19 protein-coding genes and 1 riboswitch are annotated in these 21,010 nt (G+C 39.4%); of the genes, 2 read left to right on the forward strand and 17 right to left on the reverse strand.

The window, feature by feature from the left end:
• Nucleotides 1-12 precede the first annotated feature (12 nt).
• Both pcrA and pcrB read right to left on the reverse strand, forming a co-directional pair.
• On the reverse strand, nucleotides 13-2,262 hold the full coding sequence (gene pcrA, locus AC2YJL_RS23470) for a DNA helicase PcrA (protein ID WP_269067360.1): 2,250 nt from the start codon (nucleotides 2,260-2,262) through the stop codon (nucleotides 13-15).
• A gap of 28 nt (nucleotides 2,263-2,290) precedes the next feature.
• On the reverse strand, nucleotides 2,291-2,989 hold the full coding sequence (pcrB, locus tag AC2YJL_RS23475; protein ID WP_230931670.1) for a heptaprenylglyceryl phosphate synthase: 699 nt from the start codon (nucleotides 2,987-2,989) through the stop codon (nucleotides 2,291-2,293).
• A 512-nt stretch (nucleotides 2,990-3,501) separates the two neighbouring features.
• Here pcrB and AC2YJL_RS23480 point away from each other — a divergent pair.
• A complete protein-coding gene (locus AC2YJL_RS23480) occupies nucleotides 3,502-4,884 on the forward strand; it encodes a glycine--tRNA ligase (protein ID WP_230931669.1) in 1,383 nt (460 codons plus the stop codon).
• Between the two features lie 37 nt (nucleotides 4,885-4,921).
• On the opposite strand, the gene AC2YJL_RS23485 is transcribed toward AC2YJL_RS23480, so the two are convergent.
• Nucleotides 4,922-5,227, reverse strand: a complete 306-nt coding sequence (locus AC2YJL_RS23485; RefSeq protein WP_013055048.1) for a YerC/YecD family TrpR-related protein — start codon at nucleotides 5,225-5,227, stop codon at nucleotides 4,922-4,924.
• A 147-nt stretch (nucleotides 5,228-5,374) separates the two neighbouring features.
• A complete protein-coding gene (locus AC2YJL_RS23490) occupies nucleotides 5,375-7,123 on the reverse strand; it encodes an adenine deaminase C-terminal domain-containing protein (protein WP_251569027.1) in 1,749 nt (582 codons plus the stop codon).
• A 102-nt stretch (nucleotides 7,124-7,225) separates the two neighbouring features.
• On the opposite strand from AC2YJL_RS23490, the gene AC2YJL_RS23495 reads away from it, so the two are divergent.
• Complete coding sequence (locus tag AC2YJL_RS23495; RefSeq protein WP_016762773.1) at nucleotides 7,226-7,483, forward strand: YgaP family membrane protein; 258 nt, start codon at nucleotides 7,226-7,228, stop codon at nucleotides 7,481-7,483.
• A gap of 30 nt (nucleotides 7,484-7,513) precedes the next feature.
• Here the strand turns inward: AC2YJL_RS23495 and purD are convergent, their stop codons facing one another.
• The 13 genes from purD to AC2YJL_RS23560 form a co-directional block, all read right to left on the reverse strand.
• Entirely contained in the window at nucleotides 7,514-8,788 is a 1,275-nt protein-coding gene (gene purD, locus AC2YJL_RS23500; protein ID WP_251569028.1) for a phosphoribosylamine--glycine ligase, read from the reverse strand.
• A 13-nt stretch (nucleotides 8,789-8,801) separates the two neighbouring features.
• A complete protein-coding gene (gene purH / locus AC2YJL_RS23505; protein WP_013081443.1) occupies nucleotides 8,802-10,340 on the reverse strand; it encodes a bifunctional phosphoribosylaminoimidazolecarboxamide formyltransferase/IMP cyclohydrolase in 1,539 nt (512 codons plus the stop codon).
• Nucleotides 10,341-10,443: 103 nt separating this feature from the next.
• A complete protein-coding gene (purN, locus tag AC2YJL_RS23510; protein ID WP_014461934.1) occupies nucleotides 10,444-11,022 on the reverse strand; it encodes a phosphoribosylglycinamide formyltransferase in 579 nt (192 codons plus the stop codon).
• Complete coding sequence (purM, locus tag AC2YJL_RS23515; protein ID WP_013081441.1) at nucleotides 11,019-12,056, reverse strand: phosphoribosylformylglycinamidine cyclo-ligase; 1,038 nt, start codon at nucleotides 12,054-12,056, stop codon at nucleotides 11,019-11,021. Before purM ends, purN begins: the two co-directional genes overlap by 4 nt.
• A 26-nt stretch (nucleotides 12,057-12,082) precedes the next feature.
• On the reverse strand, nucleotides 12,083-13,498 hold the full coding sequence (gene purF / locus AC2YJL_RS23520) for an amidophosphoribosyltransferase (RefSeq protein ID WP_013055041.1): 1,416 nt from the start codon (nucleotides 13,496-13,498) through the stop codon (nucleotides 12,083-12,085).
• Nucleotides 13,474-15,705: a phosphoribosylformylglycinamidine synthase subunit PurL gene (purL, locus tag AC2YJL_RS23525; RefSeq protein ID WP_195695580.1), complete on the reverse strand. Its 2,232-nt coding sequence runs from the start codon at nucleotides 15,703-15,705 to the stop codon at nucleotides 13,474-13,476. The genes purF and purL overlap by 25 nt, the downstream gene beginning before the upstream one ends.
• Complete coding sequence (gene purQ / locus AC2YJL_RS23530) at nucleotides 15,689-16,375, reverse strand: phosphoribosylformylglycinamidine synthase subunit PurQ (protein ID WP_013055039.1); 687 nt, start codon at nucleotides 16,373-16,375, stop codon at nucleotides 15,689-15,691. The genes purL and purQ overlap by 17 nt, the downstream gene beginning before the upstream one ends.
• Nucleotides 16,372-16,623, reverse strand: a complete 252-nt coding sequence (purS, locus tag AC2YJL_RS23535; RefSeq protein WP_013055038.1) for a phosphoribosylformylglycinamidine synthase subunit PurS — start codon at nucleotides 16,621-16,623, stop codon at nucleotides 16,372-16,374. The genes purQ and purS overlap by 4 nt, the downstream gene beginning before the upstream one ends.
• Before the next feature lie 7 nt (nucleotides 16,624-16,630).
• Nucleotides 16,631-17,338, reverse strand: coding sequence for a phosphoribosylaminoimidazolesuccinocarboxamide synthase (gene purC, locus AC2YJL_RS23540; protein WP_013055037.1), 708 nt, complete (start codon nucleotides 17,336-17,338; stop codon nucleotides 16,631-16,633).
• A 74-nt stretch (nucleotides 17,339-17,412) separates the two neighbouring features.
• Complete coding sequence (gene purB / locus AC2YJL_RS23545; protein WP_013055036.1) at nucleotides 17,413-18,705, reverse strand: adenylosuccinate lyase; 1,293 nt, start codon at nucleotides 18,703-18,705, stop codon at nucleotides 17,413-17,415.
• Complete coding sequence (gene purK, locus AC2YJL_RS23550) at nucleotides 18,702-19,847, reverse strand: 5-(carboxyamino)imidazole ribonucleotide synthase (RefSeq protein ID WP_487374997.1); 1,146 nt, start codon at nucleotides 19,845-19,847, stop codon at nucleotides 18,702-18,704. Before purK ends, purB begins: the two co-directional genes overlap by 4 nt.
• Nucleotides 19,840-20,328 (reverse strand): 5-(carboxyamino)imidazole ribonucleotide mutase, encoded by a 489-nt coding sequence (purE, locus tag AC2YJL_RS23555; RefSeq protein ID WP_013055034.1) that lies wholly within the window; start codon nucleotides 20,326-20,328, stop codon nucleotides 19,840-19,842. Before purE ends, purK begins: the two co-directional genes overlap by 8 nt.
• 128 nt (nucleotides 20,329-20,456) lie before the next feature.
• Nucleotides 20,457-20,558, reverse strand: a riboswitch (purine riboswitch).
• Nucleotides 20,559-20,642: 84 nt separating this feature from the next.
• Entirely contained in the window at nucleotides 20,643-20,843 is a 201-nt protein-coding gene (locus AC2YJL_RS23560) for an NETI motif-containing protein (protein WP_251569029.1), read from the reverse strand.
• Nucleotides 20,844-21,010 lie beyond the last annotated feature (167 nt).

Consider the following 21,010-nt stretch of genomic DNA (forward strand, 5'->3'; position numbering starts at 1 on the left):
TCCTTTTCACGATTACACTTTCGTAACCGGGGCAAATTTAGCAAGCAGTCTTTTTACACCTGTAGGACTAGGAAAAGCAATGTCTAATTCTTTTGAATCTCCTTCTCCTTTTACACTTACAACTGTACCAATTCCCCATTTTTTATGCTCGGCCTTGTCTCCAACGCTCCATCCAATTGATTCACTGCCTGTTGACACAAGCTTCGTTTTTGCCACGGCCGCTTGTCGGCGCGCTGCAAAAGGCGAAGCTGAAGCCCCTGAACGACCAGCAGCAGGTTTGCGCATTGCTTCATTTAAAGATTCCACAAGCTCGCTTGGGATTTCTCCAATGAAGCGCGATTTTGGATTAACGTTTGTTTTACCAAATAGTGTACGCATTTGAGCATTTAATAAATACAATTCTTGTTCAGCACGCGTAATCCCTACGTAGGCTAAGCGTCGCTCTTCTTCCATTTCATTATCTTCGAATAATGATCGGCTATGAGGGAATACGCCTTCTTCCATACCCATTAGGAAAACAACCGGGAACTCTAGACCTTTTGCTGAGTGAAGCGTCATCAGAATCACTTGTTCGTTCTCTTCTTCTTCCTCATCGTCAAGCTTATCGATATCAGCAACAAGTGCTAAATCGGTTAAAAATGCTACCAAACTTTTATCTTCACTTGCTTCTTCAAACGTTTTTGTGACAGATAAAAACTCATCAATATTCTCTAAGCGGCTTTGTGCTTCAATTGTTTTTTCCACTTTAAGCGCTTCACGGTATCCTGTTCTTTCTAATACTTGTTCCACAAGCTCTGTAACCGACATGTAGTCTTGCATTTGAGCTAAGTTCGAAATCATCGATTGGAAATCACGAAGGGCTTTTGTTGCTTTGCCTGTTAACCCCATTAATTCTACTTCGTCAAGCGCTTTGAAAATCGAAATGTCATGAACGTTTCCGTAATTGGCCACTTTATCGACTGAAGTAGCTCCCACTCCGCGCTTTGGAACATTCACAATACGAGCTAAGCTAATGTCATCATCTTGGTTGGCAATTAAGCGCAAGTACGCAAGCAAATCTTTAATCTCTTTGCGGTCGTAGAACTTAATGCCGCCGACAATTGTATAATTAATATTGGATTTTAACAGCACTTCCTCCATCACACGAGACTGTGCATTTGTACGATACAAAATGGCAAAATCACTGTATTTACGCTTTCCGCTGTCTACTGCTTCTTTAATTTTACGTGCTACAAACTGTGCCTCATCATGCTCACTCATTGCTTGGTAATGATAAATCTTCTGGCCTTCATCGTTTTCTGTCCATAAGTTTTTCACTTTACGATTCATATTGTTTGCAATGACGCCGTTCGCCGCAGCCAAAATCGTTTTAGTTGAACGATAATTTTGTTCAAGCAAAATGGTTTTGGCTTTCGGGTAATCTTTTTCAAATGACAAGATATTTGTAATATCAGCCCCGCGCCAGCGGTAAATAGACTGATCTGAATCCCCTACTACGCATACATTTTCAAATCTTGCGGCTAGCAAGCGAACCAGCATATACTGTGCATGGTTTGTATCTTGATACTCGTCCACATGAATATATTGAAACTTGCGCTGATAGTAAGTTAACACTTCAGGAACTCGTTTAAATAGCTGAATCGTTGTCATAATCAAATCATCAAAATCGAGCGCTTGGTTTTTCTTTAAACGCTTTTCATACTCTTTGTAAACTTTGCTTACGATTTCTTCATATGGTCCCGCTGCTGTTTTATCAAATTCTTCCGCTACCTTCAGTTCATTTTTAGCTGAACTAATGCTTCCTAATAATGAGCGCGGATCGAATTTTTTTGGATCGATGTTTTGATCTTTTAAAATATTTTTAATAACGGACAGCTGATCCGTTGAATCTAAAATCGTAAAGTTACGATTAAAGCCAATACGATCAATATCTCTTCGTAAAATACGCACGCACATCGAGTGGAACGTTGAAATCCAGATATCTTCTGCCACTCCGCCAACGATACTTGCCACACGCTCTCTCATTTCACGAGCTGCTTTGTTTGTAAAAGTAATGGCTAAAATATTCCAAGGTGCAACTTCTTTTTCTGCCATTAAAAACGCAATTCGATGCGTTAATACACGTGTTTTTCCACTTCCTGCACCGGCCATAAGTAATAGTGGTCCGTCTGTTGTTTTAACTGCCTCTTGTTGCTGAGGGTTTAATCCTGTTAATAATTTTTCACTTAAAAAATTCACGTTTTCACCGCCTATATCGAACATATATTCTCTATTCTACTTTATTTATTTTTCACTGTGCAATATTCTTTTTTACTGCTTTTACAGTTTTTAACGCTTCCGATAAATTTGTATAAATAACATTTCCTACAATCACCGTATCGGCTAGATTTCCCATCTCACTCGCTTGCTCTTTTGTCTCAATACCTCCGCCGTAAAATAACTTCGTCTCATTTAGCGAATTTTTCACTTCTGCCACTAATTCAGGATCTCCATACGTTCCGCTATATTCTAGATAGAAAACGGGCAAATGAAACATGCGTTCAGCCATACGAGCATATGCTACAACGTCTTCTGCATCCAAATCTGTTTTCGCTTCCGTTAGCGCAGCTACTTTTGCTTCGGGGTTAAGTACGCAGTATCCTTCTACAAAAATTTCATCCCAGTCCATGATCTCTCCGTATTCCTTCATCGCCGCGTGATGTAAATCAACAATCCACTTTGGATCCTTGCTGTTTAAAACGGTCGGAATAAAATAAGAATCAAAACCAGGTGTTACAGAGTCAATTGTTGATACTTCAAGCGCACACGGCACCGTGTAGCGGCGAATTCGCATTAACAGCTGCAGCACATTGTCTAGAGTCACTCCATCAGATCCTCCGACAAGAACCGCATCCGTGCCGGATTCGCAAATTTTCTCTAAATCTGCATCTGAAATCTCTTTATTAGGATCTAATTTAAAGACATGTCTCCACTCTTTAATATCATACATATATGTTCCTCCATTTCTTTACACTTAAAAGTTCGCGCTCGTCCATTTGTTCATTATAACAAAACTAAGAGGGTGAAATGAAAGGAAAACCGAACTTTTCATCACGTTTTTTGTTTTCAAAAAATATGTATAAAAGATATGGTTTTATCCTCAAATTCCGGAAGAAAACATCACAAAAAAAGCCCATTTTCCACAAGGTTATTGTTTCTCTGCATAGGATATGCTAATATATAGCTACTAAAATTCATATGATATACGCTGAAGGATCAATAGTACTTAAATCCTCTTCACAAAGCGAACTAGGGACGGTGGGAGCCTAGAGAATGGTTTAAGGAAAAGGCAATCTGGAGTATATACAGACGAAGGTGGATACATTTTGTATCAACCAGGGTGGAACCGCGGGAAAAACTCTCGTCCCTGGGCATATTGTTGATATGCCCAGGGACGAGAGTTTTTTTGTACCCGCTCTTTTTGTTTCGCTTGAATTACTACCATTTACAGGAGGAATTAGAATGTCAAAAACAATGGATCAAATCGTATCTCACGCTAAACACCGCGGCTTTGTATTTCAAGGATCTGAAATTTACGGCGGTCTTGCAAATACATGGGATTACGGCCCGCTTGGCGTAGAATTAAAAAACAATATTAAAAAAGCATGGTGGAAAAAATTCATTCAAGAATCTCCATACAACGTTGGTTTAGACGCTGCGATTTTAATGAATCCAAAAACATGGGAAGCTTCTGGTCACTTAGGAAACTTTAATGACCCAATGATCGACTGCAAGGATTGTAAAGCTCGTCATCGTGCCGATAAATTAATTGAAGAAAAACTTCAAGAAAAAGGCATTGAAATGATCGTAGACGGCCTTTCATTTGATGCAATGGCTGACTTAATTAAAGAACATGAAATTACATGTCCTGAGTGTGGTTCAGCTAACTTCACTGAAATTCGTCAATTTAACTTAATGTTCAAAACGCACCAAGGTGTTACTGAAACATCAACAAATGAAATTTACCTTCGTCCTGAAACAGCTCAAGGTATTTTCGTAAACTTTAAAAACGTTCAGCGCTCAATGCGTAAAAAGCTTCCGTTCGGTATCGGCCAAGTGGGTAAAAGCTTCCGTAACGAAATTACACCTGGTAACTTCACATTCCGTACGCGTGAATTTGAACAAATGGAACTTGAATTCTTCTGTAAACCAGGCACTGAATTAGAGTGGTTTAACTACTGGAAAGAAACATGTAACAAATGGCTTCTTTCTCTTGGTATGAAAGAAGAAAACGTTCGTCTTCGCGACCATGATGATGATGAACTTTCTCACTACAGTAATGCAACAACAGACTTTGAATACAAGTTCCCATTCGGCTGGGGCGAACTATGGGGCGTAGCTTCTCGTACAGACTATGACTTAAAACAGCATATGAAACACTCTGGAGAAGACTTCCAATATGTTGATCAAGAAACAAACGAACGCTATGTACCTTACTGCATCGAGCCTTCTTTAGGCGCTGACCGTGTAACATTAGCTTATATGATTGATGCATATGAAGAAGAAACGTTAGAAGATGGCTCTTCTCGTACAGTTATGCAGCTTCACCCTGCTTTAGCACCATTTAAAGCTGCTGTATTGCCACTCTCTAAAAAGCTTTCTAACGAAGCTCGCGCTGTCTTTGAAGATTTAGCAAAATACTTTATGATTGACTATGATGATGCTGGTTCAATCGGTAAACGTTACCGTCGCCATGATGAAATCGGTACGCCGTTCTGTATTACATTCGATTTCGATTCATTAGAAGACAATCAAGTAACAATCCGTAACCGCGACACAATGGAACAAAAACGTGTAGCAATTAGCGATCTTAAAAATATCATTGAAGAAGCAACTCAATTTTAATTAAAAAATAAGCGTATGGCTGCTTCAGCCATACGCTTTACTTTTGATTTGAATCTTCTTGAAGGCGTTCTAGCACCATTTGATACGCATCGCTTCCATAATTCAAGCAGCGTTTAACACGGGAAATAGTCGCTGTGCTTGCTCCAGTTTCCGTCTCAATTTTATGGTACGTGTTCCCTTCTCTTAGCATTCTTGCCACTTCTAAGCGCTGTGCTAATGATTGAATTTCATTAACTGTACATAGGTCATCAAAAAATTGATAGCATTCTTCAATGTTTTCTAATGATAAAATCGCTTGAAATAGCTGATCTAATTCTTTTCCTCGTAGTTTGTTGATTTGCATCGTATCGAACTCCTTTATCATTGGCTTTCTTTACTAGTTGTTTCTATCTATAAAATACAGTTTCTATATTTATTTGCACATACATTCATTCTGTATGAAGACAGCCAATTTCATACAAATTTCAAATTCCTTTGATACTTTTATATTTTAACGCATTATAGACGGAAAAAGTACTTTTTTATTCATAACGTCATAAATTCCTACTGGCGTGATACGAATATAAGGCAAATGTGTAGACGAAAAGAACAGCAGTGAATAGACAGGATCATCGTGCTGGTATCCTCGCTCACCCAGCACTTTCTTGAGTTCTACCTCTCGTTTACTTAACTCCTCCATCGGCAGATTCGACATGACTCCTTTTAACGGAAGATCCAGTTCGTATACTACTTTCTCACCTTCGGTAATGACAATACCCCCTCCAATTTCTTTCATACGTTTAAATGCACACATCATATCTTTTTTCGATTTTCCAATTAAAATAAAATCACCTGTATTTGAAAATGAACTCGCCAGTCCCGATACATTTGTCGCAAATCCTTTTAACAGCGTATTGATCCGCCACTTGCCTTCTCGGTCCACCAGCACTAAAAAACTTTCATCATGATCAGAGGCTAATACATCTCCGCTCACATTCAAGTGAATTGAATACGGCTCCATAATAACAGCATTTTTCATTTTTACGCCTACTGGCATTGAAAATTGAAAATCGTCCATCGTTAAATCAAAGTCCAACTTTAACGGTGAAAAACCAAACTTTTCCCAAGGAAATTCTGCTGAGGCTAATGCTTGTTCTTTGCCTTCTTTTTTCATCCACTTTCCTTTTGCTAGCACAGAGACCGGAGTAGGTCGCATAGGATCTTCTAAAATATTAATATTAGCCACACAGCCTGTTGCTACATGCCCGTGCAAATGTTCCATGTTATAATAGCGAGCAATATTTACAGACACCATATTATAAGCATCTAACAGGGGAACCCCTTCTGAAATAGCTAATGTAATTAACATATCTGACACGCCATTTTGGTAAAAAGACGGCGGAGAACCGTCTGTATTCATCGTAATATGGTCAAAATAATCTACCTGCAGCTCTTTTAACTCCTGCAGCAATTTTGGCAAATCCGGCCGAATTGAAGAGTGGCGCAAAGCAACGTCATAGCCTTGTGTTAACCGAGCAACAACATCTTCCCCCGTCATAGACTCATGATCGCTGTCTGCCCCGAGCAATTTCATTTTTGCCAAGGTAAATGCTGACGCCCCCGGGAAATGTCCTTCAATGTGCTTTCTCATCCGTTTTGTCTCTTGAACCCAGTGAAGCATTAAATCATCTCCGTCTAAAAGCTTCGGCCAACTTGTCAGTTCGCCTCCTTGTAAGACAGCTTCATTTTGTAGCCAAGAAGTAATGTTCGTATGTGAGAAGATGTCAGCCTCTTCATCAATTTCCGTCTGCGAATCAAATCTGCACCACCAGTACAGCGATTGTGGTAACGTTTTCATTTCTTCAATCAATGAAAATGCCGTTTTTTGTTCAAGCTGTAAAGCGAGAATTAAATTATCATTAAATAAAGTCGTTGTTCCGTGCTTAGCTGCATATTGGGAAAAAGTCTGGGGATTATATAACTGAAACGGGTGAACATGCGGCTCAATATACCCAGGAACCACATATTTATCACTGCAGTCTATAATCTCTGTAGAAGCGTCTGTGTGCTTAGGCATCTCTGAGCCAACGTATACAATACGATCTTGGTAAACCCAAATATGTGCTTTTTTCCACTGCTTCATTCGAGCGTTCAAATATGTTGCATCTTTTAAGACAATAGTTGGTGCTTTTTGACCGTTTAATACTAAGAGCTGCTGTCTAATATGTTTGCTTTTCCAGCGGTATCTTTGTTCCGGCATACTAAATTCCCCCTAATTTACTATGTATTTTTATCGTAACACATCCGTGATGTAAACGCATTCAGAAACTGTTATTAATTTTATGAATAAAGGTGATAAAACATGAAACCAAATATCGGTATTGTTAACGCATTAATTCGACTTACACTGGGCTTTACCCTTCTTTCTTGGACAACATCTCGTTTATCTCGCAGACCGTACAAAGATTCATACATCTTCTTAGGGTTAATGGGAGCTTTAAAAGTTGCAGAAGGCATCACGCGTTTTTGCCCTCTTACGTACGCATATGATTCATGTCAAAAACATGATGAACATGAACACCATCCAAATGGAAATGAAGAAACGTATAATCCTTCATAAGGTAAAAAGGAGAGCCTAAGCTCTCCTTTTTTATTTTAAAGCTGCTTTTGTTAATGCACGATGGCCGATGTCTCTGCGGTAGAAAAAGCCTTTTTCTACATCGATATGAGCCATTTGCTTGTATACTTCTTGCTGCGCTTCTTGAAGAGTTGCTCCTTTAGCACCTACTAATAGAACACGGCCGCCGTTTGAAACGTATGTGTCGTTTTCTAAAGCTGTACCAGCGTGGAAAACAAGCGCGTCTTCACTAATCGCATCCAAACCGTTAATTGGCGCACCCTTTTGATAATCTTCTGGGTAGCCTGCTGCTGCTAATACGATTCCGATAGCCGCTTCATCATCCCATTCAATTTCTACTTTTTCTTCTTTCAAAATGCGAAGAAGCACGTCGACTAAATCGCTTTTCATACGCGGCAGTACGACCTGTGTTTCAGGATCTCCAAAACGCGCATTAAATTCAATAACTTTTGGTCCTTTTTGTGTTTGAATCAGACCAGCATATAGAATTCCTGTATACTCACAGCCTTCTTCAGCTAATCCTTTAGCCATTGGAAGTAAGATGTTTTCTACAGCCTCTTGTACTTCTGCATCACTGATTTGCGGAACAGGAGAGTAAGCTCCCATGCCTCCTGTGTTCGGACCTTGATCGCCGTCAAAAGCACGCTTATGATCTTGTGCAATTACCATTGGATATACATTTGTACCGCGTACAAATGCCATTAATGAAAATTCTTCACCATCCAAAAATTCTTCTACAACTACTTTTGCACTTGCTTCTTTAAATTTTTGGTCAACTAGAAAATCACGTAATGTATCTACAGCTTCTTCCACTGTTAAAGCAACAGTTACACCTTTACCAGCCGCTAAGCCGTCTGCTTTAATAACAATTGGAGCGCCTTGCTTTTCCACATATGCTTTTGCTTCCTCGTAAGACGTAAATGTTTCATACGCTGCGGTTGGAATATCATACTTTTTCATGAGCTCTTTTGCAAAGCTTTTGCTTCCTTCAATCATCGCTGCTTGTTTGCGCGGTCCAAAGACTGGAAGACCTTCTTGTTCAAATCGATCAACAATGCCTTCAATTAGCGGATTTTCTGGTCCAACAATTGTTAATCCAATCTTGTTTTCTTTTGCAAATAGCACAAGCTCTTCTTGGCTGCTTTGATCGATTGGTACAATCGTTGCCACATCTCTCATGCCCGGATTTCCTGGTGCTACAAACACTTCGTTAACAAGTGGACTTTTTGAAGCTTTCCATGCAATTGTATGCTCTCTTCCGCCTTTTCCAATAACTAAAACATTCACGTTCTTCACCTCATTAATGTTTAAAATGTCTTACGCCTGTAAATACCATTGCAATGCCGTATTCATCTGCTTTTGCAATTGACTCTTCATCACGAATTGATCCGCCTGGCTGAATAATAGCTGTGATTCCTGCTTTAGCTGCTGCTTCTACTGTATCGCCCATTGGGAAGAACGCATCTGAACCTAAAGCTGAACCTTGTGCTTTTTCACCAGCTTGTTCAATCGCAATTTTTGCAGCGCCTACGCGATTCATTTGACCAGCCCCTACGCCGATTGTCATGTCATCTTTTGCAAGTACAATAGCATTAGACTTAACATTTTTAACAACTTTCCATGCTAATTTTAAATCTGCCCACTCTTTTTCTGTTGGCTCGCGTTTCGTTGGAACAGTAATCGTTGCATCATCAAATCCGAATACATCTTCATCCTGAACAAGCACGCCGCCTTTTACAGATGTTAAGAAAGCTTCTTTTTCTGCCTTTTCATCAAGTTCGATCGTTAGTAAACGAAGGTTTTTCTTAGCTGTTAATACATCTAATGCTTCTTGATCGAACGCAGGAGCAATGATGATTTCTAAGAAAATTTCTTTTAACTGAATAGCCGTTTCACGGTCGATAGGACGGTTAGCTGCTACGATACCGCCAAAGATAGATGTAGGATCCGCTTCGTATGCTTTTTGATAAGCTTGAGCAATTGTTTCACCCACACCTACACCGCAAGGATTCATATGTTTAATCGCTACGATAGCCGGCTCTTTGAATTCTTTTACGATTTGAAGAGCTGCATTTGCATCGTTGATATTATTGTATGATAACTCTTTTCCATGCAGCTGCGTAGCTGTTGCAATAGAACCTTTTTGTGTTAACGGCTTTTTATAGAAAGAAGCTTGTTGGTGAGGATTTTCTCCGTATCGTAAGCCTTGAACACGCTCATACGTTACTGTTAATTTCTCAGGAGTTGTTTCACCTGTAATGTTTGTTAAGTATTCAGCGATTAATGCATCATAAGCTGCCGTATGACGGAATACTTTTGCTGCTAATCGTTGATTGGTTTCAAATGAAACATTGCCATCAGCTTTTAACTCTTCTACTACGGTTGCGTAATCGCTTGGATCTACTACAACTGAGACAGAACGATAGTTTTTCGCAGCTGAACGAAGCATTGTAGGTCCACCGATGTCAATATTCTCAATCGCTTCAGCAAGCGTTACATCCTCTTTTTCAATTGTCTTTTTAAATGGATATAAGTTTACAACTACAAAGTCGATTGGCGAGATATTATGCTCTTTCATTTGTGCTTGATGCTCTTCATTATCGCGTAACGCTAATAAGGCACCGTGAACGTTAGGATGCAATGTTTTTAAACGACCGTCTAAGATTTCTGGGAAATCAGTTACTTCAGAAATTCCGATAACGTCAATGCCGTTTTCTTCTAGAGTACGCTTTGTACCGCCAGTTGAAATAATTTCTACTCCTAAGTCCTTTAATTCTTGTGCAAATGAAACAATACCTTCTTTATCAGATACGCTAATAAGTGCGCGTTTTGCTGTCATTTTGTAAACTCCTCCTGATCCGATCTCTCATTTAAAATCTTTCTTTCACTACTACTCTACCATAGTAAAGGATTAAAACTTTTTTGACAAGGTTACATCCTATTTATTTAACTGCGGCTTGTTCAAATAATTCATTTAGTACCGCGGGATAAAATTGATGTTCAATTTCATGAATGCGGGCCTCAACGGTTTCTCTTGTATCGCCTTTTTCAATGCGAATAGCCTGCTGATCAATAATTGGTCCTGTATCCATTCCTTCATCTACAAAATGCACGGTAATTCCAATCACTTTTACTCCTGCATCAAAAGCTTGACCAATAGCATCAATCCCAGGAAATGCAGGTAAAAGCGACGGATGAATATTAACAATACGATTTTTGTATGGCTTAAGCAACGTCGAACCAACTAATCGCATATATCCTGCTAAAACAAGAAATTCTACTTTAGCTGATGTAAGCTCTGCAAGAATTGCTGCTTCATACGCTTCTTTATTTTCATAGTTTTTAGGCGAACAAACAAAGCATGGTATTCCACATGCTTTTGCTCGTTCAATTACGTATGCATCGGGTTTATTGCAAACAACAAGCGCAATATTTGCTTTTAATCGACCTGACTGAGTTGCTTCGTAGATGGATTGAAAGTTACTGCCGTTTCCAGAAGCAAACACTGCAATATTTATCATGCAAACGTCCCTCCAGCAAATTCAACACCTGTTCCTTCTTTTACACGTCCGATAACAAATGCTTTTTCGCCTTCGTTTTCAATTGCTTCAATGACTTTATTCATATCTTCAGGTTCAACAGCTAAAACAAATCCGATTCCCATGTTGAATACTTCGAACATTTCTTTACGGTCCAGCTTGCCTTGCTCTTCAAGGAAATCAAACACGTATGGAATTGGCCAAGAACCGTAATCAATTTCTACACCTAAACCTTCAGGAAGCATACGAGGGATATTTTCAACAAACCCGCCTCCAGTAATATGAGCCATACCTGCAATCTTAGCTGCATGTAATGCTTTTAGGACAGGCTTCACGTATATTTTTGTTGGCGTTAATAACTCAACTCCAAGCTTTTCGTTAAAACCAGCGTAAGTTTCTTGAAGATTTAATCCTTGATCATCAACGATTTTACGTACAAGAGAGTAGCCATTGCTGTGAATACCGCTAGATGAAATACCGATCAACAGCTGTCCAGCTTTAATCTCATCTCCAGTAATAATTTCTGACTTTTCTACTGCTCCTACTGTAAACCCTGCAAGATCATATTCATCTTCTTCGTATAAACCTGGCATTTCAGCTGTTTCTCCGCCAATTAACGCACAGTTAGATTGTTCACAGCCGTCTGCAATTCCTTTTACAATCGATTCAATTTTTTCAGGAACTGCTTTCCCGCAAGCAATATAATCTAAGAAGTAAAGAGGCTCTGCTCCTTGTGCTAAAACGTCGTTTACACACATGGCCACTGCATCCACACCGATTGTGTCATGCTTATCCATCTGAAAAGCAAGTTTCAATTTTGTTCCTACTCCATCTGTACCAGAAACAAGAACAGGCTCTTTTAAATTCAATGTAGATAAATCGAACATTCCGCCAAAGCCGCCGACTGTTCCCATAATACCTGCACGAGCAGTGCGTTCTACGTGCTTTTTAATACGTGAAACAGCTTCATATCCTGCTTCTAAGTCAACTCCAGCTTGTTTATATGAATATGACATGTTGTCACTCCTTTTTTACGTTAAAACTAACAAGTTACCTTTTCATGAGGGTGTACAGTATCTGGATAAATTTCAGTTGGATACTTTCCAGTGAAACATGCCATACACTGTCCGCCGTTGCCTTCATACTGTCTGCCGATTGCATCTACTAACCCTTCGTTGCTTAAGAAAACAAGTGAATCAGCTTCAATCAATTCACGAATTTCTTCAACAGAGCGCGTAGCAGCAATTAGCTCAGAGGATGACGACGTGTCAATTCCATAAAAACATGGATTTTTGATAGGTGGTGAACTGATGCGTACATGTACTTCAGTTGCTCCTGCTTCTCGAAGCATACGAACAATGCGACGGCTTGTTGTGCCGCGAACGATAGAATCATCTACCATGACAACACGTTTACCCTCTACAATTTTACGTACAGGAGACAGCTTCATTTTTACACCTTGTTCACGCAATTCTTGTGAAGGCTGAATGAACGTACGGCCTACGTATCGATTCTTAATTAAACCTAATTCGTATGGAATTCCTGACTGTTCTGCAAAACCAATCGCTGCTGAAATACTTGAATCGGGAACGCCTGTTACAACGTCTGCTTCAATCGGTGACTCAACTGCAAGTTGTTTCCCAAGGTTTTTACGAGCAGAGTGAACATTGATTCCATCAATATTGCTATCTGGTCTTGAGAAATAAATATATTCCATACTGCAAATTGCGCGGTTTACGTTTAATGTGAAACGTTCTGATTGAATACCTTCATCGTTAATAATGAGTAATTCACCCGGCTCTACATCACGCTCATGAACTGCTCCAACAATATCGAACGCACATGTTTCAGAAGCTACTACATAAGCATCACCTAATCGTCCAATTGATAACGGACGCAATCCGTGAGGGTCAAGTGCAACCATCATCGTATCTTCTGTTAAGATAACGAATGCGTATGCGCCTTTAACCATGGATAAAGCATTTTTTACTTTATCTTTCATATCTTCATAGCCGCTTCGTTTAATTAAATGAGCAAGTACTTCTGTATCTGATGTTGATTGAAAAATACTCCCTTGGTTTTCCAGCTGATGCTTTAATGCATTTGCATTAACCAAGTTTCCATTATGAGCTAACGCAAGGCTTCCGCTATGAGAGCGGAAGTGAAGGGGTTGAACATTTTCAAACCCTCCGCCTCCAGCTGTTGCATAACGAACGTGTCCAATTGCTGCTTTACCGTTTAGTTGCTCTAACTCTCCGTGGCCAAATACTTCGTTAACAAGACCGACGCCTTTCATTACTGTCACTTTTTCTCCGTCTGTTACAGCAATACCAGCTCCTTCTTGTCCGCGGTGCTGCAAGCTATGCAAACCGTAATAAGCAATCTGGCTTGCATTTTCATGTCCCCATACACCGAATACGCCACATTCTTCGTTTAAGCCTTTGATTTCAGCAAGCATGGAAGCGCTCCTTTCCAAGCAGTAGTTAATTCTTCAACTGATAATTGAACAAGAACATTTTCTTGATGTTTAACAGTTAATGTTGCGTCTTCTGTTACGCGTCCTACTAATGTTACATCTTGTACAAGCATTTCGAATTTTTCTTTATTCTCTGGAGAAACCGTTACGATAAAACGCGATTGTGTTTCACTGAATAGCTCTGCTGTTGCTTCGCCGTCTACCGTTACGTCTATACCTAATCCGCTGCCGTTCATCACTTTTTCAGCTAGGGCTACCGCGAATCCTCCTTCTGCAATATCGTGAGCAGATTGAACTGCACCTTCACGAATTGCTTGAAGAAGCTGATCTTGACGTGTTTTTTCAACTGCTAAATCTAATTTAGGTGAATGCCCAAATACCGTACCGTTTTCTAGTACTTTTTGAAGCTCAGTACCTGCGAATTCTGCTTCTGCTTTACCAATAACATAGATTAAGTCATCTTTTTGCTTCGCATATTGAGTTGTAATATGGTTGATATCGTCGATCAAACCAACCATTCCGATAACAGGAGTTGGGTAAATTGCTTCACCTTTTGTTTCATTGTAAAGAGATACGTTACCGCCGATAACCGGAGTCGATAGCTCACGGCAAGCGTCGCTCATACCGTCTGTTGCTTTTTCAATTTGCCAGAAGATTTCTGGTTTTTCAGGGTTACCGAAGTTTAAGCAGTCTGTAATTGCAAGAGGCTGTGCACCTGAACATACAAGGTTACGAGCAGCTTCTGCTACTGCAATACGGCCGCCTACTTCTGGGTCTAGGTATAAATAGCGAGAGTTACAGTCTGTTGTCATCGCTAATGCTTTATTTGTATCACGTACACGAACAACCGCCGCGTCAGATCCAGGAGATACAACTGTGTTTGTACGTACTTGATAGTCATATTGGTTGTAAACCCACTCTTTGTTTGCAATAGTAGGCTGTTTTAAAAGTGTTACTAACATATCACTGTGATTTTCAACAGTAGGAGCATATGCTGACTGCTCTTGGAACTCACGATAGTATGCTGGCTCTTGAGATGGCTTATGGTATACCGGTGCATCTTCTGCTAATGCATCTACAGGAACATCTGCTACTACTTCTCCGTTATGAGTTAAACGAAGGCGCTTATCGTCGGTTACGTGACCAACTGAAACAGCTTCTAATCCGTATTTTTCTACGATTTCTACAATTTCGTTTTCACGGCCTTTTTCAACAACGATGAGCATGCGCTCTTGAGATTCTGAAAGCATCATTTCATATGGTGTCATACCTGTTTCACGCTGAGGTACAAGATCAAGGTTCATTTCAATACCAGAACCTGCTTTACTTGCCATCTCTGCTGAAGAACTTGTTAAGCCCGCAGCACCCATATCTTGAATACCGACTAAAGCGTCACACTTGATAAGTTCTAAGCAAGCTTCAAGAAGAAGTTTTTCCATAAATGGATCTCCTACTTGTACAGCAGGACGTTTTTCATCTGACTGATCAGATAATTCTTCAGAAGCAAATGTTGCGCCGTGGATGCCGTCGCGGCCTGTTTTTGCTCCTACGTACATAACCGTGTTGCCAACGCCTTTAGCTTGACCTTTTTGAATGTCTTCGTGATTAATTAAACCCACACACATAGCGTTAACAAGTGGATTTCCTTCATATGAAGCTTCAAACTGAATTTCTCCGCCTACTGTTGGGATTCCTACACAGTTACCGTAACCTGCGATTCCCGCTACTACTTCCTCAAACAAATGACGAACCTTTGGAGATGTTAATTCACCAAAACGCAAAGAGTTTAAAAGTGCAATCGGTCTTGCTCCCATTGAAAAGACGTCACGAATGATACCACCTACACCAGTTGCTGCTCCTTGATAAGGTTCAATCGCTGATGGATGGTTATGACTTTCGATTTTAAATACAACGGCTTGGTTGTCACCAATATCAACGATACCAGCTCCTTCACCAGGACCTTGTAATACTTTTTCACCCGTGATAGGGAATTTTTTCAGTACAGGCTTAGAGTTTTTATAACTGCAGTGCTCTGACCACATAACGGAGAATAAACCTGTTTCTGTATAATTAGGAGTACGACCAAGCAGTTGCTCTACATTCGCAAACTCTTCGTCTGTTAATCCCATGTCTCGATATAACTTTTGTTCTTTAATTTGCTCTACATTTGGTTCAAGAAGTAACGACATTTTGTTCCCTCCACTGCTTTACGATTGATTGAAATAATTTAAGTCCGTCCGCGCTTCCTAAAAGATCGCTTACCGCTCTTTCTGGGTGAGGCATCATTCCTAATACGTTGCCTGTTTCGTTCGTAATCCCTGCAATATCTTGAAGACTTCCGTTTGGATTATCACCTGCGTATTGGAAAAGAATCTGGTTGTTTTCAATCAATTTTTGTAACGTGTGTTCATCACAATAGTAGTTGCCTTCACCGTGTGCCACTGGAATAGCAATTACTTCATCTTTGCCATAAGCATTTGTAAACATTGTTTCGTTATTAGCTACTTTCAAATTCACTGTTTTACAGATGAATTTTAAGTTTTCATTACGGCGCATAGCACCTGGCAGTAATCCTGCTTCTAATAAAATTTGGAATCCATTACATACACCTAGTACTGGCTTTCCTTGGCTTGCTGCTTTTTTTACAGCGTCCATTACATTTGAGAAGCGAGCGATAGCACCTGAACGAAGGTAATCTCCATATGAGAAACCACCTGGAAGCAAGATACCATCATATTGATCTAATGATTCTGTATCGTGCCAAACGTAATCTACTTCTTCACCAAGCTCATCTTTGATAGCATGATACATATCGACGTCACAGTTTGATCCTGGAAAAACAATTACAGCAAATTTCACTGTACGACAACCTCCTCAACCTCGTAACGGTAATCTTCAATTACTGTATTAACTAAAAGCTTTTCACACATTTCTTTTACGCGTTCATCTAATGAATCTGTGCTGTCGATTGTTAGCTCTAAAAATTTACCGATGCGTACTTCTTCTACTTCTTCATAAGACATACGGTGCAATGAATTTTTAACGGCTACTCCTTGAGGGTCTAATACACTTTCTCTTAATGTGACAAATACTTTTACTTTATACATGGTTGGGTTATCCTCCGATTCGCTGTAAGATTTTTTCGTATGCTTCTGTTAAACCGCCTAAATCTCTGCGGAATACATCTTTATCTAATTTTTCGTTCGTATGAACATCCCAGAAGCGGCAAGTGTCAGGTGAAATTTCATCCGCTAAAATAATGTCGCCTTGAGAAGTACGGCCGAATTCTAATTTAAAATCTACCAAGAAAATATCTTTATCTTTGAAAAATTTCGATAATATTTCGTTGATTTGAAGTGCTTGTGCCTTTAAACTATCAATCTCTTCTTGAGTTGCAGCCTTAAGGAAAATCGCATGTTCTGCAAGAATTAACGGATCACCAAGCGCATCGTCTTTGTAATAAAGTTCAACGATTGGCTGTTCAAAACGAATACCTTCTTCTACGCCAATTCGCTTCGCAAGGCTTCCTGCTGTAGCATTTCGTACAACAACTTCAAGCGGGACAATTTCTACTTTCTTAACCGCTTGTTCATGATCTGAAAGCTGCTTCACAAAGTGAGTTGTAATCCCTTGCTCATGTAACATTGAAAATAGTAAACTACTAATTTGATTGTTCAACTGTGCTTTTCCGCTAATCTCCGCTTTTTTCTGACCGTTGAATGCTGTAGCTTCATTTTTATAAGCAACCCACAATACATCTTGCTCATCAGTAGCGTAAATTTTTTTCGCTTTTCCTTCATAAAGTAACTCTTGCTTTTCCATGCTGTCACCTCTACATACAGAATATTCAGATACACTATCTTAGATAAAGGCAAGGACGTGCCTTGCCTTTTTTATTAAAGACCTAAACGTTCAAAGATCATATCTACATTTTTTAAATGGTGCTTATGATCGAAGCAATCTTCAATCTCTTCTGGTGATAAGTGGCGAGTAATGCGCTCTTCGCCTTCAATTAAAGAACGGAAAGGAACTTGCGTTTCCCATGCTTCCATTGCTTTTGGCTGTACTAAGTCGTATGCTTCTTCGCGTACCATGCCTTTATTGATTAGTGTTAACAGCACACGCTGTGAGTAAATTAATCCTAGTGTACGATCCATGTTGCGCTTCATATTGTCAGGGAATACTGTTAAGTTTTTAACAATGTTTGCAAAACGATTTAACATGTAATTTAAAGCAATCGTTGCATCAGGTAAGATAACACGCTCTGCCGATGAATGAGAGATGTCACGCTCATGCCAAAGCGGTACATTATCATAAGCTGTAACCATATAGCCGCGAATTAAGCGAGCAAGTCCCGTTACGTTCTCAGAACCGATTGGATTACGTTTATGAGGCATTGCAGATGATCCTTTTTGACCTTTTGCAAAGTACTCTTCAACCTCACGTGTTTCACTCTTTTGAAGACCGCGAACTTCTACTGCAAATTTCTCAATAGATGTCGCAATCAACGCTAGTACTGACATATAGTGTGCATGACGGTCACGCTGTAATGTTTGCGTAGAGATTGGTGCTGGTGAAATTCCTAACTTCTCACATACGTATTTTTCAACGAAAGGATCGATGTTAGCGAACGTTCCAACTGCTCCTGACATTTTACCGAATTCCACTTCAGCTGCAGCACGTTTTAAACGCTCTAGGTTACGCTTCATTTCTTCGTACCATAATCCCATTTTCAAACCAAATGTCGTTGGCTCAGCGTGTACACCGTGCGTACGTCCCATCATAACCGTATACTTATGTTCTTGAGCTTTTTCCTTTAGTACTTCTACAAAGCGCTCTACGTCACTTAGCAAGATTTCATTAGCTTGCTTTAATAAATAAGATAGAGCTGTATCAACTACGTCAGTTGAAGTCAAACCGTAGTGTACCCACTTGCGCTCTTCACCAAGCGTTTCAGATACTGCACGAGTGAAAGCTACTACGTCATGACGCGTTTCTAATTCAATTTCATTGATGCGGTTAATATCAAAAGATGCATTTTGACGAATTAACTTCACATCTTCTTTCGGAATATGTCCTAATTCTGACCATGCTTCGCAAGCTAGAATTTCAACTTCTAACCAAGCTTTAAATTTATTTTCTTCTGTCCAAATAGCTGCCATTTCTGGTCTTGTATAACGTTCAATCATGTTGTTACTTCCTCCGTTCTTTCCCAAATTCCTAGAGATTCGGCTTTTTCTATCGCCTCATCTATCTTATCAGCTAATACCGTGATATGTCCCATTTTTCTCTTCTCTTTTGCAACTTTTTTTCCGTACAAATGCAAGTGCATATCATCTAAACATTCGATTTTTGCCATTGTGTTCTCAATATGTTCCCCTAATAGGTTAACCATAACAGCAGGTTTTAATAAAGTCGTCTGTGCTAGGGTCCAGTTACAAATGGCTCTTACATGCTGCTGAAATTGAGAAAGATCACAAGCATTGATTGAATAATGACCTGAATTATGAGGTCTAGGTGCCATTTCATTTATATAAAGCTGACCTTCTTCAGTTAGGAACATCTCAACTGCTAATGTACCAACTAAATCTAATCCTTTTGCTATTTCTTGCGCATATTGAAGAGCTTTCGCTTCTTGATCTGCTGTAATACGTGCCGGAACAATCGTTTGGTGCAAAATATGATGCTTATGAATGTTCTCAGCTACTGGTAAACATACCGTTTCGCCTTTTGCATTGCGGTGTACAATAACTGATACTTCTTTATCTAAGTTCATCCACTGTTCTACAATGCATTCCGACTGTGCTAATAGCTCAGCTGCTTCACGAATATTATTCTCATTTTTCACTAGAACTTGCCCTTTACCGTCATATCCGCCTCGGCAAGTTTTTACGACACATGGATAACCAATTGTTTCGACAGCTTTTAAAAGTTCTTCTTCAGTCGTAACGATTGCGTAATCAGGAACGTCTAGATTAAGCTTTGTAATCATTTCTTTTTCTAAACGACGATTTTGTGTAACGGCTAGTAAATGACTGCCTTGTGGCACGTAGCATTTTGTTTCTAGCCATTTCATCATCTCAACATCAACGTTTTCAAATTCATAGGTGATGACATCTGACACTTCAGCAAGCTGTTCAACCGCTTTTCTATCATCATAGTTGCCAATGACTTTAATATCTGCTACTTGACCGCAAGGAGAATCTTCTGTTGGTTCAAGCACTGCAATGTAATAACCCATTTCTTTAGCAGATAGTGCAATCATTCTTCCTAGCTGTCCACCGCCTACGATTCCAATTGTTTTACCAGGAGGTATAAGTAAATTAGACAAGTTGATCACTACTTTCTAACACGGATGATTTAATAGACTCTCTACGATTTTCAAGTTGATCACTTAACGTTGGATCCTGTGTTGCTAAGATTTGTGCTGCTAGCAGGCCTGCGTTCGTAGAACCAGCTTTTCCAATAGCTACTGTAGCTACCGGTACGCCGCCCGGCATTTGAACAATCGATAAAAGTGAATCTAAACCATTTAAGTTACTTGATTTAACCGGTACACCTATTACAGGTAAAATTGTTTTTGCAGCAATCATACCAGGTAAGTGAGCAGCGCCACCAGCGCCAGCAATAATAACTTTAATCCCTCGTTCTTTAGCAGTTTCAGCGTACTCAAACATATAATCCGGCGTTCGATGTGCTGATACAACTTTCTTTTCATATTCAATATTTAATTCATCTAAAATGTCACACGCATATTTCATAGTGCTCCAGTCTGACTGACTGCCCATTACAACAGCAACTTTTACATTCATGAATAAAAGCTCCTTTTTCACGTTATAAAAAAACCTAGGGTACGTTATGGCTCACTAAAGGAAAGCCACAACTACCCTAGGTTTCATGTATCAACATTCCTTTTGAAAAGGAATCATGTTTACCTATTTAGTAATTGTACTCTCCTCATAGTCCAATGATTTACGGTCATCGGGTAGAAACTCGTGGGCCATATTCCCACTATTATATGAGGTTTCGGATATCTCAATTGACAACTTAATAATAACAGCCAAACCAGAAAAAAGTCAACCCAAAAATCGAATGTTTACTATTTTTATCATTAAAATGTTCGTATTTAGAGACTTTCCCCTTCGAAAACAATCTGTTGCTTTACCGGAACATACTCTTTTTTACCATTTATTTCTTTTTCTTCAAAGATAGGCTTTTCCATGCGTCGAACGGGCATATACCCATCTTTTTTCATCCGATCTAAACAATTTGCGATTGTTTCATTTTCCTGTAATTCGTATAGTACTTTTTTTGATTTCTTACCCAAAATGCAGCCTCCAGTTTGAAAGAAGTTTCTTACAACGTCAAAAAGAACTTTTATAATAAAAAATTAAATGAATCCACTATAGTGTAACATAATTTAAAAGTTAAATTCACGCTGTAATTTTTAGAAACAAAAAAAGACTAGTCATTGAATGACTAGTCTTTTTATTG

It is taken from the genome of Priestia sp. SRI_019 (genome assembly GCF_057586255.1).